At 68.5% G+C, this 19,365-nt stretch carries 19 protein-coding genes; 9 read left to right on the top strand and 10 right to left on the bottom strand.

Annotation, left to right across the window (positions count from 1 at the left end):
* Position 1: 1 nt before the first annotated feature.
* Positions 2-1,130, bottom strand: a protein-coding gene (gene prfB / locus ASF27_RS04410; RefSeq protein ID WP_156368860.1) for a peptide chain release factor 2 whose coding sequence is annotated in 2 segments (ribosomal slippage) — positions 2-1,060 and positions 1,062-1,130 — 1,128 coding nt in all. Because the reading frame shifts where the segments join, the coding sequence is not laid out codon by codon here.
* A gap of 165 nt (positions 1,131-1,295) precedes the next feature.
* Between prfB and ASF27_RS04405 the strand changes: the two genes are divergently transcribed.
* Positions 1,296-1,658, top strand: coding sequence for a DUF2809 domain-containing protein (locus ASF27_RS04405; protein ID WP_056358138.1), 363 nt, complete (start codon positions 1,296-1,298; stop codon positions 1,656-1,658).
* On the opposite strand, the gene ASF27_RS04400 is transcribed toward ASF27_RS04405, so the two are convergent.
* From ASF27_RS04400 to ASF27_RS04385, 4 genes are all read right to left on the bottom strand, one after another.
* On the bottom strand, positions 1,646-1,963 hold the full coding sequence (locus tag ASF27_RS04400; protein WP_244472897.1) for a hypothetical protein: 318 nt from the start codon (positions 1,961-1,963) through the stop codon (positions 1,646-1,648). The two genes, ASF27_RS04405 and ASF27_RS04400, sit on opposite strands and share 13 nt — an antisense overlap.
* A 142-nt stretch (positions 1,964-2,105) precedes the next feature.
* Complete coding sequence (locus tag ASF27_RS04395; protein ID WP_056174792.1) at positions 2,106-2,318, bottom strand: hypothetical protein; 213 nt, start codon at positions 2,316-2,318, stop codon at positions 2,106-2,108.
* A gap of 155 nt (positions 2,319-2,473) precedes the next feature.
* Entirely contained in the window at positions 2,474-3,721 is a 1,248-nt protein-coding gene (locus ASF27_RS04390) for an LL-diaminopimelate aminotransferase (RefSeq protein ID WP_056175075.1), read from the bottom strand.
* Positions 3,722-3,907: 186 nt separating this feature from the next.
* Entirely contained in the window at positions 3,908-4,255 is a 348-nt protein-coding gene (locus tag ASF27_RS04385) for a hypothetical protein (protein WP_244473858.1), read from the bottom strand.
* Positions 4,256-4,403: 148 nt separating this feature from the next.
* On the opposite strand from ASF27_RS04385, the gene phaC reads away from it, so the two are divergent.
* Positions 4,404-6,206: a class I poly(R)-hydroxyalkanoic acid synthase gene (gene phaC / locus ASF27_RS04380; RefSeq protein WP_056358067.1), complete on the top strand. Its 1,803-nt coding sequence runs from the start codon at positions 4,404-4,406 to the stop codon at positions 6,204-6,206.
* 744 nt (positions 6,207-6,950) lie between these two features.
* On the opposite strand, the gene ASF27_RS04375 is transcribed toward phaC, so the two are convergent.
* Positions 6,951-8,270 carry an outer membrane protein transport protein gene (locus ASF27_RS04375; RefSeq protein ID WP_082478814.1) on the bottom strand — a complete coding sequence of 440 codons (1,320 nt, stop codon included), beginning with the start codon at positions 8,268-8,270 and terminating at the stop codon, positions 6,951-6,953.
* Between the two features lie 378 nt (positions 8,271-8,648).
* On the opposite strand from ASF27_RS04375, the gene ASF27_RS04370 reads away from it, so the two are divergent.
* Positions 8,649-9,533 carry a fumarylacetoacetate hydrolase family protein gene (locus tag ASF27_RS04370; protein WP_056261767.1) on the top strand — a complete coding sequence of 295 codons (885 nt, stop codon included), beginning with the start codon at positions 8,649-8,651 and terminating at the stop codon, positions 9,531-9,533.
* 58 nt (positions 9,534-9,591) lie between these two features.
* The gene (gene bioB / locus ASF27_RS04365) at positions 9,592-10,614 is read left to right on the top strand and encodes a biotin synthase BioB (RefSeq protein ID WP_056358064.1); all 1,023 of its coding nucleotides are present in this window, start codon (positions 9,592-9,594) and stop codon (positions 10,612-10,614) included.
* 31 nt (positions 10,615-10,645) lie between these two features.
* On the opposite strand, the gene ASF27_RS04360 is transcribed toward bioB, so the two are convergent.
* The 4 genes from ASF27_RS04360 to ASF27_RS04345 form a co-directional block, all read right to left on the bottom strand.
* The gene (locus tag ASF27_RS04360) at positions 10,646-12,130 is read right to left on the bottom strand and encodes a HAMP domain-containing sensor histidine kinase (RefSeq protein WP_244480921.1); all 1,485 of its coding nucleotides are present in this window, start codon (positions 12,128-12,130) and stop codon (positions 10,646-10,648) included.
* 311 nt (positions 12,131-12,441) lie between these two features.
* Positions 12,442-13,275: a VTT domain-containing protein gene (locus ASF27_RS04355; RefSeq protein WP_056358059.1), complete on the bottom strand. Its 834-nt coding sequence runs from the start codon at positions 13,273-13,275 to the stop codon at positions 12,442-12,444.
* A 173-nt stretch (positions 13,276-13,448) separates the two neighbouring features.
* On the bottom strand, positions 13,449-13,850 hold the full coding sequence (locus ASF27_RS04350) for a hypothetical protein (protein ID WP_056174784.1): 402 nt from the start codon (positions 13,848-13,850) through the stop codon (positions 13,449-13,451).
* 105 nt (positions 13,851-13,955) lie between these two features.
* Positions 13,956-14,828 carry a hypothetical protein gene (locus tag ASF27_RS04345; protein ID WP_244480920.1) on the bottom strand — a complete coding sequence of 291 codons (873 nt, stop codon included), beginning with the start codon at positions 14,826-14,828 and terminating at the stop codon, positions 13,956-13,958.
* 265 nt (positions 14,829-15,093) lie between these two features.
* Between ASF27_RS04345 and ASF27_RS04340 the strand changes: the two genes are divergently transcribed.
* From ASF27_RS04340 to ASF27_RS22085, 5 genes are all read left to right on the top strand, one after another.
* Positions 15,094-16,104, top strand: a complete 1,011-nt coding sequence (locus ASF27_RS04340) for an LLM class flavin-dependent oxidoreductase (protein ID WP_056358056.1) — start codon at positions 15,094-15,096, stop codon at positions 16,102-16,104.
* 246 nt (positions 16,105-16,350) lie between these two features.
* Positions 16,351-17,382, top strand: coding sequence for an aspartate-semialdehyde dehydrogenase (locus ASF27_RS04335; RefSeq protein WP_056174782.1), 1,032 nt, complete (start codon positions 16,351-16,353; stop codon positions 17,380-17,382).
* Between the two features lie 187 nt (positions 17,383-17,569).
* Positions 17,570-17,791, top strand: coding sequence for a hypothetical protein (locus ASF27_RS22560; protein WP_162238639.1), 222 nt, complete (start codon positions 17,570-17,572; stop codon positions 17,789-17,791).
* Between the two features lie 6 nt (positions 17,792-17,797).
* Positions 17,798-18,544 (top strand): hypothetical protein, encoded by a 747-nt coding sequence (locus tag ASF27_RS04325; protein ID WP_056358050.1) that lies wholly within the window; start codon positions 17,798-17,800, stop codon positions 18,542-18,544.
* A 64-nt stretch (positions 18,545-18,608) separates the two neighbouring features.
* On the top strand, positions 18,609-19,301 hold the full coding sequence (locus tag ASF27_RS22085) for a hypothetical protein (protein ID WP_156467448.1): 693 nt from the start codon (positions 18,609-18,611) through the stop codon (positions 19,299-19,301).
* Positions 19,302-19,365 lie beyond the last annotated feature (64 nt).

The raw sequence follows: 19,365 nt of genomic DNA, 5'->3' as shown, positions 1-19,365 counted from the left end.
CTCAGTCGAGATCCTCGACCGCGTCGGCGCCGCCGTAGACACGCTGGGCCAGGGATGCCTCCATGAACGGATCCAGCGCCCCGTCGAGCACCGCGTCCGGATCGGTGGATTGCGTCCCCGTGCGCAGGTCCTTCACCAGCTGATACGGTTGCAGCACGTAGGATCGGATCTGGTGGCCCCAGCCGATATCCGTCTTGGCGGCGGCCTCGGCATTGGCCTTCTCCTCCCGCTTCTTCAACTCGGCCTCGTACATGCGGGCGCGCAGCATGTTCCAGGCGGTGGCCCGGTTCTTGTGCTGCGACCGCTCCTGCTGGCACGCCACCACGATCCCGGTGGGATTGTGGGTGATGCGCACGGCGGAATCCGTGGTGTTCACGTGCTGGCCGCCGGCGCCCGACGAGCGGTAGGTGTCGATGCGGCAGTCGGATTCCTTGATCTCGATGACGATGCGGTCGTCGATCACCGGATAGACCCACACGGAGGCGAAGCTCGTGTGCCGGCGCGCGCTCGAATCGTAGGGCGAGATCCGTACCAGCCGGTGCACGCCCGACTCGGTCTTGAGCCAACCGTAGGCGTTGTGGCCCTTGATCAGGAGCGTGGCGCCCTTGATCCCGGCCTCGTCGCCGTCCGACCACTCGACGATCTCGACCTTGTACTTCCTGCGCTCGGCCCAGCGCCCGTACATGCGTTGGAGCATGTTGGCCCAGTCCTGGCTCTCCGTGCCGCCGGCCCCCGAATGGACTTCGAGATAGGTGTCGAAGCCGTCGGCCTCGCCGGACAGGAGGGTCTCGATCTGGCGGCGCGCGGCCTCCTTCTCGACGGCGCGGACGCCGTTCTCGCCTTCCAGAACCGTGTCCTGGTCGCCCTCCATCTCACCGAGTTCGATGAGGGTGGCGGCGTCGTCGAGGTCCTGGGACAGGCGCTTGATGGAGGTGAAGGCCTCGTCGAGCTGCGTGCGCTCGCGCATGACGTTCTGCGCGGCCTCCGCATCGTTCCACAGGGCCGGGTCCTCGGACGCCGCGTTCAGCTCCGCGAGGCGTTTTTCGACGGTATCCCAGTCAAAGATGCCTCCTCAGCAGTCCGATCGACTGCTTGGCGGCATCCGAGAGTTGTTCGATCTCGGCGCGCATCTGGTGTTTCGGGCTCGTGTGCGAGGTGTGAGCGCGGGTGATACCGACCCGCCCGCATGGTGTAAACGCCGGAGCGCTCCCCGATGACGACCCGGACCATGAACCGCGACCGCCCCGCCCCAGGAACGCCCGACGCTCCTCGCCGCCACCGTCGCGGTTGTGGCGATGGGCACGGTCCTGCGCCTCGTGCCCTTGGGCTTGCCGCCGGCCCTGGTGAAGTATGGCGGGTCGATCCTTTGGGGCGCGATGGTCTACGGCCTCGTGGCGACCGTCCTGCCGCGCCCGCGCCGCCGCATCGTCGTCCTGGCCGCCCTCGTGGCGCTTGCCGTCGAGCTGGTGCGCCTCGTCCACGCGCCGGGGCTCGACGCATTCCGGGCGACCCTGGCCGGACAGCTCCTGCTCGGACGGATCTTCTCCCTGTGGAACCTCACGGCGTACGCGGCCGGCATCGCCGGCGCTGCCCTCGTGGATTCACGCCTGCGGCGCACGCCCACCCGGGGCGCGCCGTCCGATCCTCAGCGGCGATAATCCTGCGGGCCGATGCGGGCCGGGTTGAGGACGTATTCGCGCGGACGGGTCGAGCCGTCGAGGCGGCCTTCGCTGTGGCTGTCGCTGAAATACTCGGTGCCGGTGAAACCGAACCCCCCGCCGTTCATCACGCTCGGAACCGGGATGGCGCGCGGATCATCGGGGAACGGACGTCCCGTGGCGAAGTCGGTGGGTAGGACCACCGGTCCGTCGGCGGCGTGGTAGCGGGTCTCGGCCACGGCCGATGCGGTGAGTCCGAGCCCGACGAGGCCGGCGGCGAGGATCGTTCGCGAGGTCAGCGACACGGGCAGGCTCCAGGGAGAGAGGATCGGAGGGATACGTCTGCCGCCCACCATGGCGCAAACCCGGCGCCCTGTCCGTGGCCCTTCGGCGTCACCACGCGACTGCGCGGCCTCGCCCTGTGGGAAACGGAAAGGCGCGTTGCCGTCAGCCCTTGGAGTGGATCACCACTTCGGACTCGCGCTGGATCGGGGTGCAGTTCGAGTAGAACGCGTTCAGCACCACCGGGCGCGAGTCGCAGGCATAGCCGAGGCCCGGCGCCGGCGCCGGGACGGGGTCACGGGCGACGATGGGCTTCGGGGCGCAGGCGCCGGCCGACGCGGCCAGCGCCAGCGCGGCAATCAGGGTCAATCGGCGCATGCGATCCTCTGCGAATGAAACTCGCGACATCGCCCGACCCTGCGGATGCCGGCCACGGGTGACAAGCCGCGCCGGCCGGCCGTGCACCGCTTTGCCGGTGCCTGTCGCCGCCGCGCAACAAGTGCGGCGGCGTACGCTTCAGCCGGCCTTGCGCCTCAGCCGGCCTTGGCGAGGGGGGGCGATCCGGCCGGGGCGGCGGCCGGGGGCACCACATTGTGGAGCGTCCGATCGGAGCTGTCGAAGAACCGCCGGATGTTGCGGGCGGCCTGCCGGATGCGCTGCTCGTTCTCCACCAGGGCGATGCGCACGAAGTTGTCGCCGTGCTCGCCGAAGCCGATGCCGGGGGCCACCGCCACGTCGGACTTCTCCAGGAGGAGCTTGGAGAATTCGAGGCTGCCCAGCGCCTGGTACTTCTCCGGGATCGGCACCCAGGCGAACATCGAGGCGGAGGGGCTGGGGATCTTCCAGCCGGTCTTGTCGAACGACTCGATGAGGGCGTCGCGGCGCTTCTTGTAGATGGAGCGCATCTCGGCGATGCAGTCCTCCGGTCCGTTCAGCGCGGCGGTCGCCGCCACCTGGATCGGCGTGAACGCGCCGTAATCGAGGTAGGATTTCACCCGGGTCAGCGCCGCCAGCAGCCGCTCGTTGCCCACGGCGAAGCCCATGCGCCAGCCGGCCATGGAGAACGTCTTCGACAGGGACGTGAACTCGACCGTGCAGTCGATGGCGCCCGGCACCTCCAGCACGGAGGGCGGCGGCTCGCCGTCGAAATAGACCTCGGCATAGGCGAGATCCGACAGGATGATGATCTCGTGGCGCTTGGCGAAGGCGACGAGGTCCCGGTAGAAATCGAGGCTCGCCACGTAGGCCGTCGGGTTCGAGGGATAACAGACCACGATCGCCACGGGCTTGGGGATCGAGTGCTGCATCGCCTTCTCGACGGCGGGGAAGAAGGCCGGCGTCGGCTCGGCCGGCACCGAGCGGATCACGCCGCCCGCCATGAGGAAGCCGAAGGCGTGGATCGGGTAGCTGGGGTTGGGCACCAGCACCACGTCGCCGGGCGCCGTGATGGCCTGGGCCATGTTGGCGAAGCCCTCCTTGGAGCCCAGCGTCGCCACCACCTGGGTGTCGGGGTTCAGGCTCACGCCGAAGCGGCGCTTGTAGTAGTTCGCCTGGGCCCGGCGCAGGCCGGCGATGCCCTTGGACGACGAATACCGGTCCGTGCGCGGACGCCCGGCGGTCTCGACCAGCTTGGCGATGACGTGACGCGGCGCGTCGAGGTCCGGGTTGCCCATGCCGAGATCGATGATGTCGGCGCCGTTGGCGCGGGCCTGGGCCTTGATCCGGTTCACCTGCTCGAAGACGTAGGGAGGCAGGCGCTTGATGCGATGGAAGTCGGTCATGGCCTTCACGGTGTCCATGGGCGCGGATCGGGACCGAGGCGCGCGAAAGGTAAAGGGCTGTCATCACCCGGAGATGCCGGCGTGGTCTAACACTTCGCGCGTTTCGCGCCGACCGTTATCTTTTTGGCCCCGCTCCCAAGGAAAGTTCGTCTCGGGGTGGTCCGCAGGGTGGTCCCGGCGGATGCTTCAGGGCGTCGCGGAGGCCGGGCGGGTCGCACGGCCGGCACTCTCGGCCGAGCGTCCCTGCGCCTCGTTGCGGCCGCGCGCGCCTTCGAGTTCGGCCTCGAGGGCCTTGGTGCCTTCGGCGGATTTCGCCCGGATCGGGCGGGCCGGCGCCGAGACGCCCACGGGCAGGAAGTCCCCGCCGGGCTTGCGCGACTCGGCCACGAAGGCGGGGGCGGCCGGGCCGGGCTGATAGGCCGCCTTCAGGGGATTGAGGTCGCTCGAGCACGCCCCGGCGAACCCCGCCACGGCGACGAGGCAGGCGGCGGTCGCGACGATGCGCGCAGGGGCGATCATGGAGAGCCGGAGCATGACGGATGTTGGCCGATGAAATGCGACGCGGTCTGGCGTAAGCTCCCGATGCCGCGTTAATTTGTCGGAAACGAGGCCCCGCGCCGCCGTCGCCCACCCCGGTGCCGGTCCCCCGCGAATGCGCCTTCGGCCAGGGAGAGATGAACGCGTGACGACCGAACGGACGACACCGCTGCCCGACATCGACGCCCTGTCGCGCAATGCCAGCCGGTTCATGGAGGAGTTCGGTCGGGCCGCTGCCGTCTACATGAAGCCCGCCACCGAGATCGATGTGCTGAAGGCGCCCCCCGAGCCGCCGGAGGAAGTCAACGACGTGGTGCGGACCCTCGGGACCGTGGCCGAACGCTGGCTCGTCGATCCGAAGAAGACCGTCGAGGCGCAGGCGAAGCTCAGCGAGGCCTTCATCAACCTGTGGGGCCAGACCTGGAACCGCTTCCAGGGCGAGGCGGCCCAGCCCGTCGCCGTGCCGGAGGCCAAGGACACGCGCTTCGCCCACGCCGAATGGTCGACCAACCCGATCTTCGATTTCATCAAGCAGAGCTACCTCATCACCTCGCGCTGGGCCGAAGGCCTGGTGGAGGAGGCCGACGGGATCGACGAGCACACCCGGCACAAGGCGCAGTTCTACCTGCGCCAGATCGTCGGCGCCCTGTCGCCGTCGAACTTTGTGATGACCAACCCCGAGCTCATCCGCCACACCCTGGACGAGAACGGCGCCAACCTCGTGCGCGGCATGAAGATGCTGGCCGAGGACATCGAGGCCGGCAAGGGTCAGCTTCGCGTGCGCCAGACCGACCCGGCGGCGGGCTTCGAGGTCGGCGTCAACGTGGCGGTGACGCCCGGCGAGGTGGTGTTCCGCAACGACCTGATGGAGTTGATCCAGTACGCGCCCACCACCGAGACGGTGATCAAGCGCCCGTTCCTCATCGTGCCGCCGTGGATCAACAAGTTCTACATCCTCGACCTCAACCCGGCGAAAAGCCTCATCGCCTGGATGGTGTCCCAGGGCTTGACGGTGTTCTGCATCTCGTGGGTGAACCCCGACGAGCGCCACGCCGACAAGGACTTCGAGGCCTACATGCGCGAGGGCATCGAGGCGGCCATCGACGCCATCGGCATCGCCACGGGCGAGAACGAGGTGGCGGCGGCGGGCTACTGCGTCGGCGGCACCCTGCTCGCCGTCACCCTGGCGATGCAGGCGGCCACGGGCAACAAGCGCATCAAGAGCGCCACCTTCCTGACCACCCAGGTCGATTTCACCCATGCGGGCGACCTGAAGGTGTTCGCCGACGAGACCCAGATCCGCCTCATCGAGGCCCGCATGAAGAAGCGCGGCTACCTCGAGGGCACCGGCATGGCCACCGCGTTCAACATGCTGCGGCCCAACGACCTGATCTGGTCCTACGTCGTGAACAACTACGTGAAGGGCAAGACGCCGATGCCCTTCGACCTCCTGTACTGGAACGCCGACGCCACCCGGATGCCGGCGGCCAACCACTCGTTCTACCTGCGCAACTGCTACCTCGAGAACACCCTGGCGCAGGGGAAGATGATGCTCGGCAACGTCCGCCTCGACCTGAAGAAGGTCGAGGTGCCGGTCTTCAACCTCGCCACCCGCGAGGACCACATCGCCCCGGCCCTGTCGGTGTTCGAGGGCTCGACCAAGTTCGGCGGTCCCGTCGACTACGTGCTGGCCGGATCCGGCCACATCGCCGGGGTGGTCAACCCGCCGGCCAAGCCGAAATACGGCTTCTGGACCGGAGGCCCCGTGAGCGGGACCCTGGACCAGTGGATCGCGGCGGCGACGGAGACCAAGGGCTCGTGGTGGCCGTACTGGTTCACGTGGCTGGAGCATCAGGCCCCGGCCCGCGTGCCGGCGCGTGTACCCGGCGCGGCCGGTCTTCCCTCCCTCGGGCCCGCGCCCGGAACGTATGTGCGGATGAAGGCCTGACCGCGCACGCGCCAGCGCCCCGCCGCCGGTTCGGCGCGGGGGACGGCTGGCAACGGGAGACGCGGGACGCCGCGAAACCACGTTTGTAAAGGTTTGAGCCGGTTTCCCGGCGTCCCTCGGCCCGGCCCCGTCTGGCGGAGCCGACCCTCTTCGACGTCACGGCGTCCAACACGGCACGACACGACTCGGCTAGTAGCGGCCCACCTCCGCGCGACGCGACGCCCCTTTTCGGGAACGCCGGTGCGGCAGCCGACTGATCAGGGTCAAGCCCCGAGCCCGCCTCGTAGTGGGCGGACCGTCCGTTGTCTCGGTGCGCCCCAGGGTCCCGGAGTCAGCCTCAACACGGCCTCCCCGTCCAGGGCACCTTGCGTCGCGTGTGCCGCCCGGGGCGATGGCGAACCGGGCCATCGACGCAGGCGCCGTCTCCTCCCCCGAGCCCCCCGACCCGGTCCGCCGGGGGGCCTCCCGCGTGGGAGGCGAGTGACCGGACTGAACCACGAAATAGGAATATTGTCAAGAAATTTCGGTGTCGGGCGCCGGCGACGCACCGAAGAATCCTTCTCCCCCTGTGCGGAAGAAGGTGGCCCGCGCAGCGGGTCGGGCCGGGACGAAGTTCCTTATGAGGGGAGCGCCCCATCCGGAGAGGTCGCCCCTCTCCTGCCTGCTCCGCAGGCACCCTCTCCCGCACAGGGGAGAGGGTTGGCCCAGGTGCTCCGCGCGACGGTCGGGGATGGGACGCGGCGCTCAATACTTCCGGATGATCGGTGCGGCGGCCGGCACCGCCACGTCCCCGAACACGTAGCGGAAGCCGACGGAGACGAGGTCGGCGCTGCCCTCGGCCACGCCCGCGAAGGCGATGTTCTGGACGTTGTAGTCGCGGCCCGCGCCCGACAGGATGCGGCCCTTGTCCAGGAAGAGGTGCGAGTAGGCGACGTTCAGGGTCAGCTTCTCGCTCCAGCGGTAGCTCGCGCCCACCGAGACGTTGACGCGGTCGTTGTCGGGCAGGCGCACGGAGCGGTTCGAGACGTCGATGGGCGATTCCTCGTAAGCCACGCCGGCCCGCACGGTGAGAGCGGGCGACCAGTCGTACTCGCCGCCGATGGAGTAGGTGAACCCGTCCTTGTAGTTCAGGGGCAGGAAGCTCACGGGCACGCCGCGGGTCTTCGAGACGATGCCGACGGTGCCCAGCCGGCTCCAGTTGTCCCACTCGAAGCCGAGGCTGACGCGCGCCACGGGCGACACCGCCTGGGTGAGGCCGACGCTGAGCTTTTCCGGTGTGTTGAGGTTGGCCCGAACCTGACCGCCCAGGGGCGCGAGGGCCAGCAGCGGCACGCCGATGGAGCCCTCGATGTCGTGATGGACCGAGGAGCGGTAGCCGACGCCGAAGATCGTGCCGTCCCGCGGCGTGATGAGCGCGCCCGCCGTGAAGCCGACGCCCCACGAATCGCCCTTGAGGAACGAACTCGGCAGGACGGCCGGGTTGATCGGCAGCGGCACCGCCTGACGCAGGGTGAGGCGGAAATACTCGATGTTCGGACCGGCCGCGACGGACAGCCACTCGTTCACCTTGAAGCCGATCACCGGATTGAAGGCGAGGGTGAAGATCCGGTTGGAGCGGCCGTAGAGCTCGCCGGCCCAGACGTTGCGCGGCTTGGTCACGAGGCCGAACGGGGCGCCCGTCTGGATGCCGATCCAGAGCCGGTCGGTGAGCTGGTACGAGGTCGCGCCCGAGGGCACGATCGCGCCCTGGCCGATGTCGTTGCTGCCGCCGAGCGGCAGGAAGCCCGGATTGGTGCCGGTCTGCGGGGTGATGTGCCCGGACAGGCCGATGAAGGTGAGGTTCTGCTCGGTGACCCAGCCCGGACGCATGGTCACGGCCGCCGGGTTCCAGAACATGGACGAGACGCCGCCCGATCCGGATGCGGCGCCGGCGAAGGCCTGGCCCTGGGCCAGGGTGCTCTGCTCGCGGATGCCGAAGGCGCCGGCGGACACATCCGCGATCCCGCCGAGGAGCATCGCCGACGAGACGCCCGCGAGGGCGATGGAACGCAACGTGATTGCCATGGATGTCTTCCCCGCCCTGGAATGATGCTCGAAGCCGGCATCTTGAGGGGCAGAGTGGCGGACTGTTCGCGACTTCGCAAATCGGAGCGTTGCTTGAATTGACTAGTATATTTTCATGACTGACCTGTCGAATGATTGTCGTTCTCGTGCGCTTCACGTATCGCCCCGACGACGGATAATTTTAGTTCAGATGTGAACCGTCTCGTGATCGTTCCCCAATTCGACGCAAAAGTGATCGAGGCTCGGTTTCCGTCGACGGGTGTCGCATTCCTGTAACAGCGGGCTGTGGGGTTTCGGTCTGGCCGCGTCTGCGTCACCCTTGCGGCGGCGCCCTCGGTGAGCGATGGCGTCTCTGGGTTCATGCGAGGGAGTTGCGCGATGAAGCTGATGCGGCACGGTGCGAGCGGGGACGAGAAGCCGGGGATGGTGGACGCGGGGGGCGGTCTCCGCGACCTGTCCGGGCACGTGCGCGATCTCGGCGGTCTGGCTCTCTCGCGGGAAGGGCTCGACCGCCTGCGCATCATCGACCCCGAGAGCCTGCCCCTGCTGCCGCCCGACACGCGCCTCGGCCCCTGCGTCGCCGGCACCGGAAACTTCATCGCCATCGGCCTCAACTACGCCGACCATGCCGCCGAGATCGGCGCCAGCATCCCGGCCGAGCCCATCGTCTTCAACAAGGCGCCGTCCTGTATCGTCGGTCCGAACGACCGGGTGATCCTGCCGAAGGGGTCGGCCAAGACGGACTGGGAGGTGGAACTCGCCATCGTGGTCGGCGCGCGCGCCTCCTACGTCCACGCCAACGAGGCGCTGTCCTACGTGGCGGGCGTCTGCGTCTGCAACGACCTGTCGGAGCGCGAATACCAGCTCGAGCGCGGTGGAACCTGGACCAAGGGCAAGGGCTGCCCGACCTTCGGACCGTTGGGTCCCTGGCTCGTCACCCTGGACGAGATCCCGCGCCTCGACGCCCTCGGCCTGTGGCTCGACGTCAACGGCGAGCGGATGCAGACCGGCTCGACGGCAACGATGATCTTCGGCGTCGCCCAGATCGTCGCCTACCTGTCGCACTTCATGATGCTGATGCCCGGCGACGTCATCACCACGGGCACGCCCCCCGGCGTCGGCATGGGCGCCAAGCCGCCGCGCTTCCTCAAGAGCGGCGATGTGGTGACGCTGGGCATCGACGGCCTCGGCAGCCAGCGCCAGGAGGTGGTGGCCTTCGACGACTGGACCGCCAAGGTCGCGGCGGGCGAGCCGACCCACTGAGGGCGCGGGAATTCGGCGGCCGGCTTGATTTTCCGGCCGGGATTCGTCTTCTGGAGCCATGATCGAGACGATGACCGCGCTTGCCGCACCCCGCCCCGCCCTGGCGACCTCCGCCATCCGGCACGATTGGACCGTGGCCGAGATCCAGGCGATCCACGACCTGCCGCTTCTCGACCTCGTCTATCGGGCGGCGGAGGTTCACCGCGCCCACAACGACCCGGCCGACATCCAGCGGGCGGCGCTCCTGTCGATCAAGACCGGCGGCTGCCCCGAGGATTGCGCCTACTGCCCGCAATCGGCCCACCACAAGGAGGCCGGCGTCCCGCGCGAGCGGCTGATGCCCGTGGACGCCGTGCTGAAGGAGGCCGCCGCCGCCAAGGCCTCCGGCGCACACCGCTTCTGCATGGGCGCGGCCTGGCGCCAGCCCAAGGACGGGCCAGAGTTCGACGCGGTCCTCGCCATGGTGCGCGGCGTGCGCAATCTCGGCATGGAGGCCTGCGTGACGCTGGGCATGCTCAACCCCTCGCAGGCGATGCGTCTGGCCGAGGCCGGGCTGACCTCCTACAACCACAACCTCGACACCGGGCCGGATTTCTACGGCGACATCATCTCCACGCGGACCTACGCGGACCGTCTGAACACCCTTCAGAACGTGCGCGACGCCGGCATCGGCCTGTGCTGCGGGGGCATCGTCGGCATGGGCGAGGGCGTGACGGACCGCGCCGCCATGCTGCAGGTGCTGGCCAACCACGCACCGCACCCGGAGAGCGTTCCGATCAACGCCCTGGTGGCGGTCGCGGGCACGCCCCTGGCGGAGCGCCCGCCCGTCGATCCCCTCGACCTCGTGCGCATGTGCGCCACGGCCCGCATCGTGATGCCGCGCGCCCGCGTGCGCCTCAGCGCCGGACGCAAGGACCTCACCCGCGAGGCGCAGATCCTGTGCTTCCTCGCCGGGGCCAACTCGATCTTCTACGGCGAGCGCCTGCTGACCACGGCCAACAACGAGACCGATGCCGACGCCGAACTGCTGCGCGACATCGGCATCACCGTCCCGGGTCTCACCCTGGCGGCGGCCGAGTAGGCCTGCCGGGGCGTCGGCGCGGGGCCTTAAGTCAGGCCCGCTTCTCCGCCGGAAGGGTGATCCGGAACCGGACGCCGGTCTCGCTCTGATCGAGGGTGATCGTGCCGCCGTTGAGGCCGATGAGCTCCGCCGCGATGGCGAGGCCGAGGCCGGTACCGCCGGGCCGCGTCGACCCTTTGAACGGGGCGAACAGGTGCGCGCGCGCGCGTGCCGGCAGGCCCGGACCGTTGTCGCTGACGAGGATCATGACGGTGTCGCCGGTCCGGCTCGCCTCGAGGATGATCCGGGGGGCATCGTTCGATTTCTCGTCCGCCATGGCCTGGACCGCATTGCGCACGAGGTTGGCGAGCGCCCGCGACAGCTGTTCGGGATCCGCATGCACGGTGAGGTCCGCTGCGCAGCGCTCCTGGATGACCACGGGCGAGTCCGGCGCGCACCCGGACAGATCGGCCTGATCCGCGAGGAGCGGCGCGAGCGGAACCGTGCGTTGCTGGGGATGGCGTTCCGTCGCCCGCCCGTAGGCCAGGGTCTCCTCGCAGAACCGGATCGCGCGGCCGAGGGTGGCGACCAGGCGCGGGGCGACGCGCTGCACCACCGGATCGGTGACCCCTTCGAGGCGATCGCCGAGCAGTTGCGCGGTGGTGAGAAGGTTGCGCATCTCGTGGTTGATCTTGCTGACGGAGAGGCCGAGATCGGCCAGGTGCCTCTTGGCCCGCAGCTCGCCGGCCAGGGCCGTCTCCATTCGCGCCAAGGCCGTCTCGGCGTCGCCGAGCTCGTCGTTGCGCCCCGACGGAACGATGACCCGGGCGGTCTCCTCCGGATCGTCGGCGAAGGCGGTGATGTTCGAGACGAGCAGCCGCACCGGCCGTACGATGACCCGCTGCAGCACGAAGAAGACGAGGCCGGCGACGACCGCCGCGATGATCAGCGAGGTGCCGAGCAACTGCAGGCAGAACGCCACCATGGCGCGCCGCAGGGGGGCCTCGTCGAGGATGACCTCCACCGGATCGAAGCCCTCCTGGGGCTTGCCGACGACCCGGATCGGCGTTGATGCCGGCAGGAACAGGGTCGACCACGTGCCCGCGATGGAGTGCCCCCAACTGTTGGCCCCGAGATCGACGACGCGGGACACGGAGTCCGGCAGGGGCTCACGGGCGATGACCTTGCGGGCGTCGCTGCCGGACACGATCACCGCGCGGGCGCCGACGCCGCGCAGAAGCCGTTCGGTGAGGTCGTTCGAGACGCCGGAACGGGGCGAGACATCGACCACGAGGGCGGCCACCCGGGCCGCCGCGATCCGGTCCGACAACCACATCACCCGGTAGTTCGCCACCGTCGGAACGTAGATCAGGACCTCGCACAGGCCGACGAGGGCGACGGTCAGCAGGAACACCCGGCCGGAGAGGCCGATCCTCCGGCGGATCCACCAGGAATGGACCGGTTCCGCGTCCGCCGCCGGGGCGGTGACGGGCGTGCCCATGGAGAGAGTCTCGGGTTCGGAGCGAGACCTGGTCAAGACTTTCAACCTCGGCAATAGGAATTTCGTGTGAAAAGCTCTCAATCGTGATCGTTGTTCCGGATCGAAGTCTCGATCCATCGAACATCACGTATCATGCCCAGCAAGGTCCATCGGAACAGCGACGCGAAATTCGATGCTCGGATCGCCGTTCTGAATAAAATATACGAGGCGACAGTCCAGGTTTTGGCGGGATGTCTCCCCGCCGGTATGCTTTTCCCGCATCATGACAGGAATGTGGTTGGCTTGGACGCCGTTTCTAGTACGATTCTACATGAACGAAAACCGGGCTGCGCTTTCGGCCGCGCGGGTCAGATGCCGGAACCGATTTCCGCGTCGTCGCCTCGATCCCGTCCCGGTCGTCGGGCCAGGCGGCGGCGCAGCACGACGGACAGGAGCGCGAAGGCCGCCAGGGCACCGAGGCCGGCGAGCATTTTCGGAGTGATCAGGCTGCGCAGGGTCAGGGTCTGCCCGCAATCCGCGCCGTCCGCCAGGATGCAGGCGGCCTTCGCGGTCTCGTGCGCCGCCACCACTTCCTCGATGGCGGCACCCGTGGTGGCGTAGACCAGGGCACCGGGGCTGAGGCCGACGATCGTGGCGAGCAGGAAGGTGCGCAGGGGAACGCCGAACGCGGCCGGCGCGAGGTTGGTCAGCCAGAACGGGAAGATGGGCAGGAGCCGCAGGAAGGCGACGTAGCCGAAGGCGTCGCGGCGGAACCCTTCGGCGAGGCCGGCCAGGCGTGGACCCGCCCGCCGTTGCAGCAGTTCCGAGGCGGGCCCGCGGCCGATGGAGAAGACGATGGCCGCGCCCGTGCTCGCCGAGGCCACGGCGATGAGCGCACCCGGCACGATGCCGAACAGGAAGCCGCACAGGACCGTGAGAAACAGGCTCGCGGGGACGGAAACGACCACCGCAGTCACGTAGGCGAGGGCCGCCACCGCCATGGCGCCGATCGGATTCCCTGCCACCGCCGTGGTCAGCCAGGCGCGGGAGGCCAGGAGCGTGTCGAGGTCGAGGAGGTGTGCGACCCCCGAGACGAGGATCGCCAGCGATACGGTGACCAGCGACGCGATCGGCAGCCAGCGCAGGGCTCGGCGCCAGCCAGACCCTCGGGGCACGTCGCGAGCCGTCTCCTCTGTGATCATGTGCGGCGCGTCCGACCCGGCGGGCGACGGTGCGGCCGGAGATTCGCCGTTGTAATCGCGACGCGACGGGAATTCGACATGTCTTCGAGGCGAACGGACATGTCTTCGAGGCGAACGAAAGCGGCGCCGTCCCGGGGGACGACGCCGCTCGATTCACGTCGCGATCGGATCGCTCAGTAGCGACCGGCCAGGGGCGAGGTCGGATCGAGGATCGGGTCGAGTGGCGAGAAATCGATGTTGCGGATCGCGCTCGACCGGGCTCCGATGAAGGGACCGTTGGTGATCGGATCGGCCAGGATGCCGGTGCCGAAACGATCGTTGCGGCCGTAGGGCGGGGAGTTCAGGTAGCTCGCCGTGATGAGCTGCGGGTTGGTGGCCGGGTTGCTGACCGAACCGTTGTTGGCTTCGACGACGTTGCCGGCATCGAGCCAGCTGCGCGGACGAATGCGGATCGGAAGCGGCTGGCTCACGCGCACGCCGGCGGGAGCGTAGCGGCCCTGGGCCTCGGCGGCGGTGTTGAGTCCGACGCCGGAGAGGGTCAGGGCGCCCATCAGGGCAATCGTGGCAGCGCGCATGATGCACCTTGTTCAGATGAGAGGAGGATGTGTAGGCCGAACTGATTAAGAAACTCGGCCGTCCTTATGGGGATACGACGTGCGAGCCCAGGGCTGGTTCCACAATTATGGCCGCGCTTGCGTGTTCCGCCGCACTTGAGCCTCATTTTTTCGTTTGCCCACCACCGCTAGGGAGCCGGTTCGGGTGTCGGGGGCCGGGCGGCAGGCCGGATCGCGCGGACCATCGAAGCCGGGAACGCCTGGCGCCAGGGGTACCAGGGCGTCGAGGGCACAGGCCACGGCGCGGGGCTCCGGTGCCTGCCCGAGGGGAGCGCAGAGCCAGCCTTCGAAGCGGAGCGCCGCGCCGGCCGATCCGGCAAAACCGGTGCAGACCCGGTCGAGGGGGCCGCTGAAGGTCGCCTCCAGGGTCTCGATCAGGCCGAACTTGGTCGCGAGGCGTCCACGCTCGCCCGTGCGGATCACCGACAGGCCCGGCCCGTCCGCCGCGCGCCGCACCAGGGTGACGAACAGGCCGGGGGTGGGGTCCCCCTGCCCCGTATCGCCGACGGTCATGCGCAGATAGGGCGCCTCGATGTTCGGGAAGGCGCCCTGGTTCAAGGTCTCCTCGCGACGCCCGCTGGCGGGATCGATGCGGGTTCCCTCGGCACGGGCCGGCTCCAGGACATCGGGATCGTCGAGGCGGAAACGCGGCGCTGCCATGGCGGTGGGTACGGCCGGCCGGACGGCGACGCCCACGCTCGGCACGAACGGCTTCGGCGCCTCGGACATGACCGTCGGGGCATCGCCCGCCAGCGCCCCGGGCGGCGGGCCGGTCCTGCCGTTCTCGCGACTCTCGCGGGCGAGCAGGCTGAGCGCTGCGATGGCGGCCGCCGCGCAGGCGAGGCGCGCGGAGATCCGCAGGGCCGTCGAGGGATGCCGCTGGCCGCCGGTCGAACCGGGTCTCTCCCCCGTGTCGTCGCTCGTGGTGATCCGCCGCAACCGCACCCCTCCGCCGGACGAGCGGCCCCCCTGGACGACCCGTGGCGTCGACCCTCGCGGATCACCCGGTACGATCCGGTTTCCCACGCGGGGATCGGCGGCGGATTTCTCGGTCTCGGTGAATCGCACCTTAAAGGTCGGGGGCGCCGACCCATGCGGCGGCCGCATGGGAGCCCCGGCTTGTCTCCGCGCTTCCCCGTCGCGATCTCTCGAACGGGGGACGTTCAGGTCCGAGCTCGGGCGCGATCAGGGATACCGACACGCTATGATTCCGCTCTCCGTCCTCGACCTCGCCCCGGTGCCCGAGGGCTCGACCCCCGGGGATGCCCTGCGCAACGCCCTCGCGCTCGCCCGACACGCGGAGGATCTCGGCTACCGGCGCTACTGGGTGGCCGAGCACCACAACATGATCGGCATCGCCAGCGCGGCCACGGCGGTGGTGGTCGGCTATCTCGCTGCCGGCACGCAGCGCATCCGCGTCGGTGCCGGCGGCATCATGCTGCCGAACCACGCGCCTCTGGTGGTCGCCGAGCAGTTCGGCACCCTCGAGGCGCTGTATCCCGGCCGGATCGACCTCGGCCTCGGCCGCGCGCCCGGCACCGATCCGCGCACGTCGCGGGCCCTGCGCCGCATGCCGGAGGCAGCCGACACCTTTCCGCAGGACGTGCGTGAACTTCAGGCGCTGTTCGGCGATCTCCAGCCGGGTCAGGCGGTGCAGGCCGTGCCGGGCACGGGGCTGAAGGTGCCCCTGTGGATCCTGGGGTCGAGCCTGTTCGGGGCGCAACTCGCCGCCGCCTTCGGGTTGCCCTACGCCTTCGCGTCGCATTTCGCCCCGGACGCCCTGCTGCCGGCGCTGGCGACGTATCGCGCCAACTTCACCCCCTCCCCGCAGTGCCCGAAGCCCCACGCCATGATCGGCGTGAACGTGGTGGCGGCCGACACCGATGCCGAGGCGCGCCGCCTGTTCACCTCGGCCCAGCAGCAGTTCACGCACCTGTTGCGCGGCACGCGCGGCCTGCTGCAGCCCCCCATCGACAGCATCGAGACCTACTGGTCGCCGGCGGAGAAGGCCCAGGCCTCGCGGATGCTCGCCCGCGCCCTCGTCGGGTCGCCCGAGACCGTCGCGCGGGGCCTCGTCGATCTGGTGGCCGAGACCGGAGCGGACGAACTCATGGTCGCGAGCGCGATCCACGATCCGGCGGCCCGCCGGCGCTCCTACGCGATCCTGGCCGAGATCCGCGACGGGCTCGCGCAGCGGCCGGCGCGGGTGGCGTAGGCGCCCTTCCCCGGGGCTCCGAACCCTTGACAGGTTCGGGAGCAAGGCGTCTTGCTCCCGCCCTTGACGAATCATGCCGCGCTGCGGTGTGACCTCCGCGGCCGGCAGGCGACCGCACCACCCGAAGGGGCGGCGCGGCGCACGGCGGGGAGGGTCTGGACACGGCGTCCGATCCCGAATGGTGCCGCCGCGCTCGTGCCGGGCGCCGGCCCCGGGCCGGGCGCTTCGAGCGGATTGGTGAGGATCATGGGTTACAAGGTCGCCGTCGTCGGTGCCACGGGCAATGTGGGCCGCGAGATGCTGGATATCCTGTCCGAGCGGGCGTTTCCCGCCGACGAGGTGGTGGCCATCGCCTCGCGCCGCTCCATGGGGCAGGAGGTCTCATTCGGCGACAAGATCCTGAAGGTGCAGGCGCTGGATTCCTACGATTTCTCCGACACGGACATCTGCCTGATGTCGGCGGGCGGCGAGACCTCCAAGGAATGGTCGCCGCGCATCGGCCAGACCGGCTGCGTCGTCATCGATAACTCGTCGGCGTTCCGCTACCATCAAGACGTGCCGCTCATCGTGCCCGAGGTGAACCCGGACGCGATCCTGGGCTTCTCCAAGCTCAACATCATCGCCAACCCGAACTGCTCCACGGCCCAGCTCGTCGTCGCCCTGAAGCCCCTGCACGATGTGGCGAAGATCACCCGCGTGGTGGTCTCGACCTACCAGTCGGTCTCCGGCGCCGGCAAGGACGCCATGGACGAGCTGTTCCAGCAGACCCGCTCGGTCTTCACCGCCGGTCAGATGGTGCAGGAGAAGTTTCCGAAGCGCATCGCCTTCAACGTCATCCCTCAGATCGACGTCTTCATGGAAGACGGCTTCACGAAGGAAGAGTGGAAGATGATGGCCGAGACGAAGAAGATGCTCGACCCGAAGATCAAGCTCACGGCCACCTGCGTGCGGGTGCCGGTGTTCATCGGCCATGCCGAGGCGGTCAACGTCGAGTTCGAGAGCCCGATGTCGGCCGACGAGGCCCGGGCGATCCTGCGCTCGGCCCCCGGCATCCTCGTGGTCGATAAGCGCGAGCCGGGCGGCTACATGACCCCGCACGAGGCGGCGGGCGAGGACGCCACCTACATCTCGCGCATCCGCGAGGACGCCACCGTGGAGAACGGTCTCGCGTTCTGGTGCGTGTCGGACAACCTGCGCAAGGGTGCCGCCCTCAACACCGTGCAGATCGCCGAGATGCTGGTGAACCGTAAGCTGCTGCCGCGCCATCAGGCCGCCTGAGTCCCCTCCTCCGGTCCCTCGCGGACCGGGTTCTTTGCAGTGTTACCATCACGCCGTCCCGTTTCCGGGGCGGCGTTTTTCGTTCGGGCACTCGCCAGCGGTCGCGCGGGCAGAGCCGATTTATCTTGAATAATTTCCTATTTTATGCATCTTACGGTAGAACATTTCATGGACAAAGGTGTTCGCCATGCCAGCGCGCGACCGAGCCACCTATCCCCGGACGACCCAAGATCTCGAAGCGATGCGGCTTCGCCTCGCCCTTCTGACCACGCAGACGAAGCTGCTCCGCGTCCGCCACCTGATGCGGAAGTACGACCCAAATCAGCCCCGCGTTCCGGCGGGCCAGGGCGGCGGCGGGCAGTGGAGCCCGTCCGGAGGCGGGGGCGGTGCACCGACGCAGACGCAGTAGCGGACGTTGCTGGACGGCGGTGGCGAAGTCCTGTCGATCCGGGTCCGCTCCGGACGTGGCGACTGGGACGAGCAGCACCGGGTCATCACGCCCGACGGCGAGAGCCGCCTGTTCGAGACCGAGGGCGACGTCCAGACCATCCGCGACGGACAGACCGGCGAGGTGCTCTCGCGCGCGACGTTCGCGGGATCGGGGACCCCGCCCGAGGCGACGATTCGGCCGGTCTTCCTGCCGGTCGTGCCGTTCGTCGTCGCACCCGCCGTGGCGGCGACTTTGGAAGCGTCGGCGTTCCTGTTCGCCTACCTCGCCGCGCGGGGGCCGAGTTTCGGTAAGGCCCCCGGAACTACGGCCATGCGCTACCATTTCGAACCGTATGCGGGAAAGGACTACCCGCTCGCTTGGGTCGGCAGGATCGACCAGGCGACCCTCGACCAAGAGTGCCCTCTCAATCGCGAGGTGCAGGCGACGACGGACGAAGCGGCCAAGCGGTTAAAGGCTCTGAACCCGCTTCTGGATAATACCAGACTTGGGAGTATGATCCATCTTGATGCTGGACGAACAATCCTTGCTCGAATGTATCCTAACGTGAGGGTCGAATTTTCTTTGAATGATGATGGAGAAGAGCTGAAATATGGCAGATTGGATACAATACGGCTGGATATTTATGAACTAACTCGAAAAAATATGGTTTGTATCTACGATATTAAAACAGGGAATACGTATCTGGAGCCCGGCGGGCATTGCGTCTGGTGAGAGCTGCCAAGCTCAACTATCCTGAGTCCCGAAGTATCATCATGAACCAGATCAAGCCGCAGCCATGACGACGAAGCGTCAGATCAAGAGCCTGGTGCAGCCGCTTCTGGAAAGGAACCCGGACCTCGTCCTCGTGGGACACCAGACACTCTGGCTTCGCCCGGTGGGATCGGTTGGGCGACTCGTTTTGATCGACCGAACCAGCGATCCGGATCGGTGTGTCGTCAGGTGGCATCTGTCCGAGTTCTTTATGCCCAGTACTTGGTCGTGGGAGGGACTCGGCCGCTGCAGTGACCGGATATGGCGATCGGCTGGTTTCGCGGGAGGGCAAGGTTGGTTCTGGTCTGATCCGACGATGTACGCTGACTTTGTCACGCGGGTCGAAGCCGATGCGATCGCGACGCTTCGACCCCTGGATACGACACGCAAGTGCCTGAACTTCGCTCGTACGCGCCCTGCCACGATTGGGCATCTCCATCCGTATTGGCATCTCATCACCGCCATTGCCCTTGGCGAACTCGACGCAGCGCGGGCAATGTGGGCGAAGACCGACGGCTACTATCGCCCGGACCGCATCCTGGACGAAGCGCGCCGCCAACCGATGTATGACCGCCTCTGCGAGGTCGGCGTTCCCTTGATGGCCGACGATCGGGCGGGGTTGGCCGCGCTCCTGCACCGGTGGGAGGCGGAGAACATCGTCGGCAGCCCCCTCGAACCCTATTGGGTCGCTGAGCGGTTCCCCCTGGAGGATGGCTGAGGCCATGGGCCTACGAAAAAGCCGGCGGCGTCGCGAGGACACCGCCGGCTTTTTCGTCCGCCCT

It is taken from the genome of Methylobacterium sp. Leaf102 (assembly GCF_001422425.1).
Lineage (GTDB): Bacteria > Pseudomonadota > Alphaproteobacteria > Rhizobiales > Beijerinckiaceae > Methylobacterium.
Note: the sequence above shows the minus strand (reverse complement) of the source record. Positions and strands in the feature narration are given on the sequence as shown.

Coding starts and splice junctions, on each gene's coding strand:
- ASF27_RS04405 (WP_056358138.1), top strand. CDS start 1,296: ATGGGCACGGTCCTGCGCCTCGTGCCCTTGGGCTTGCCGCCGGCCCTG.
- ASF27_RS04395 (WP_056174792.1), bottom strand. CDS start 2,318: ATGCGCCGATTGACCCTGATTGCCGCGCTGGCGCTGGCCGCGTCGGCC.
- ASF27_RS04390 (WP_056175075.1), bottom strand. CDS start 3,721: ATGACCGACTTCCATCGCATCAAGCGCCTGCCTCCCTACGTCTTCGAG.
- ASF27_RS04385 (WP_244473858.1), bottom strand. CDS start 4,255: ATGCTCCGGCTCTCCATGATCGCCCCTGCGCGCATCGTCGCGACCGCC.
- ASF27_RS04375 (WP_082478814.1), bottom strand. CDS start 8,270: ATGGCAATCACGTTGCGTTCCATCGCCCTCGCGGGCGTCTCGTCGGCG.
- ASF27_RS04370 (WP_056261767.1), top strand. CDS start 8,649: ATGAAGCTGATGCGGCACGGTGCGAGCGGGGACGAGAAGCCGGGGATG.
- bioB (WP_056358064.1), top strand. CDS start 9,592: ATGATCGAGACGATGACCGCGCTTGCCGCACCCCGCCCCGCCCTGGCG.
- ASF27_RS04355 (WP_056358059.1), bottom strand. CDS start 13,275: ATGATCACAGAGGAGACGGCTCGCGACGTGCCCCGAGGGTCTGGCTGG.
- ASF27_RS04350 (WP_056174784.1), bottom strand. CDS start 13,850: ATGCGCGCTGCCACGATTGCCCTGATGGGCGCCCTGACCCTCTCCGGC.
- ASF27_RS04340 (WP_056358056.1), top strand. CDS start 15,094: ATGATTCCGCTCTCCGTCCTCGACCTCGCCCCGGTGCCCGAGGGCTCG.
- ASF27_RS04335 (WP_056174782.1), top strand. CDS start 16,351: ATGGGTTACAAGGTCGCCGTCGTCGGTGCCACGGGCAATGTGGGCCGC.
- ASF27_RS22560 (WP_162238639.1), top strand. CDS start 17,570: ATGCCAGCGCGCGACCGAGCCACCTATCCCCGGACGACCCAAGATCTC.
- ASF27_RS22085 (WP_156467448.1), top strand. CDS start 18,609: ATGACGACGAAGCGTCAGATCAAGAGCCTGGTGCAGCCGCTTCTGGAA.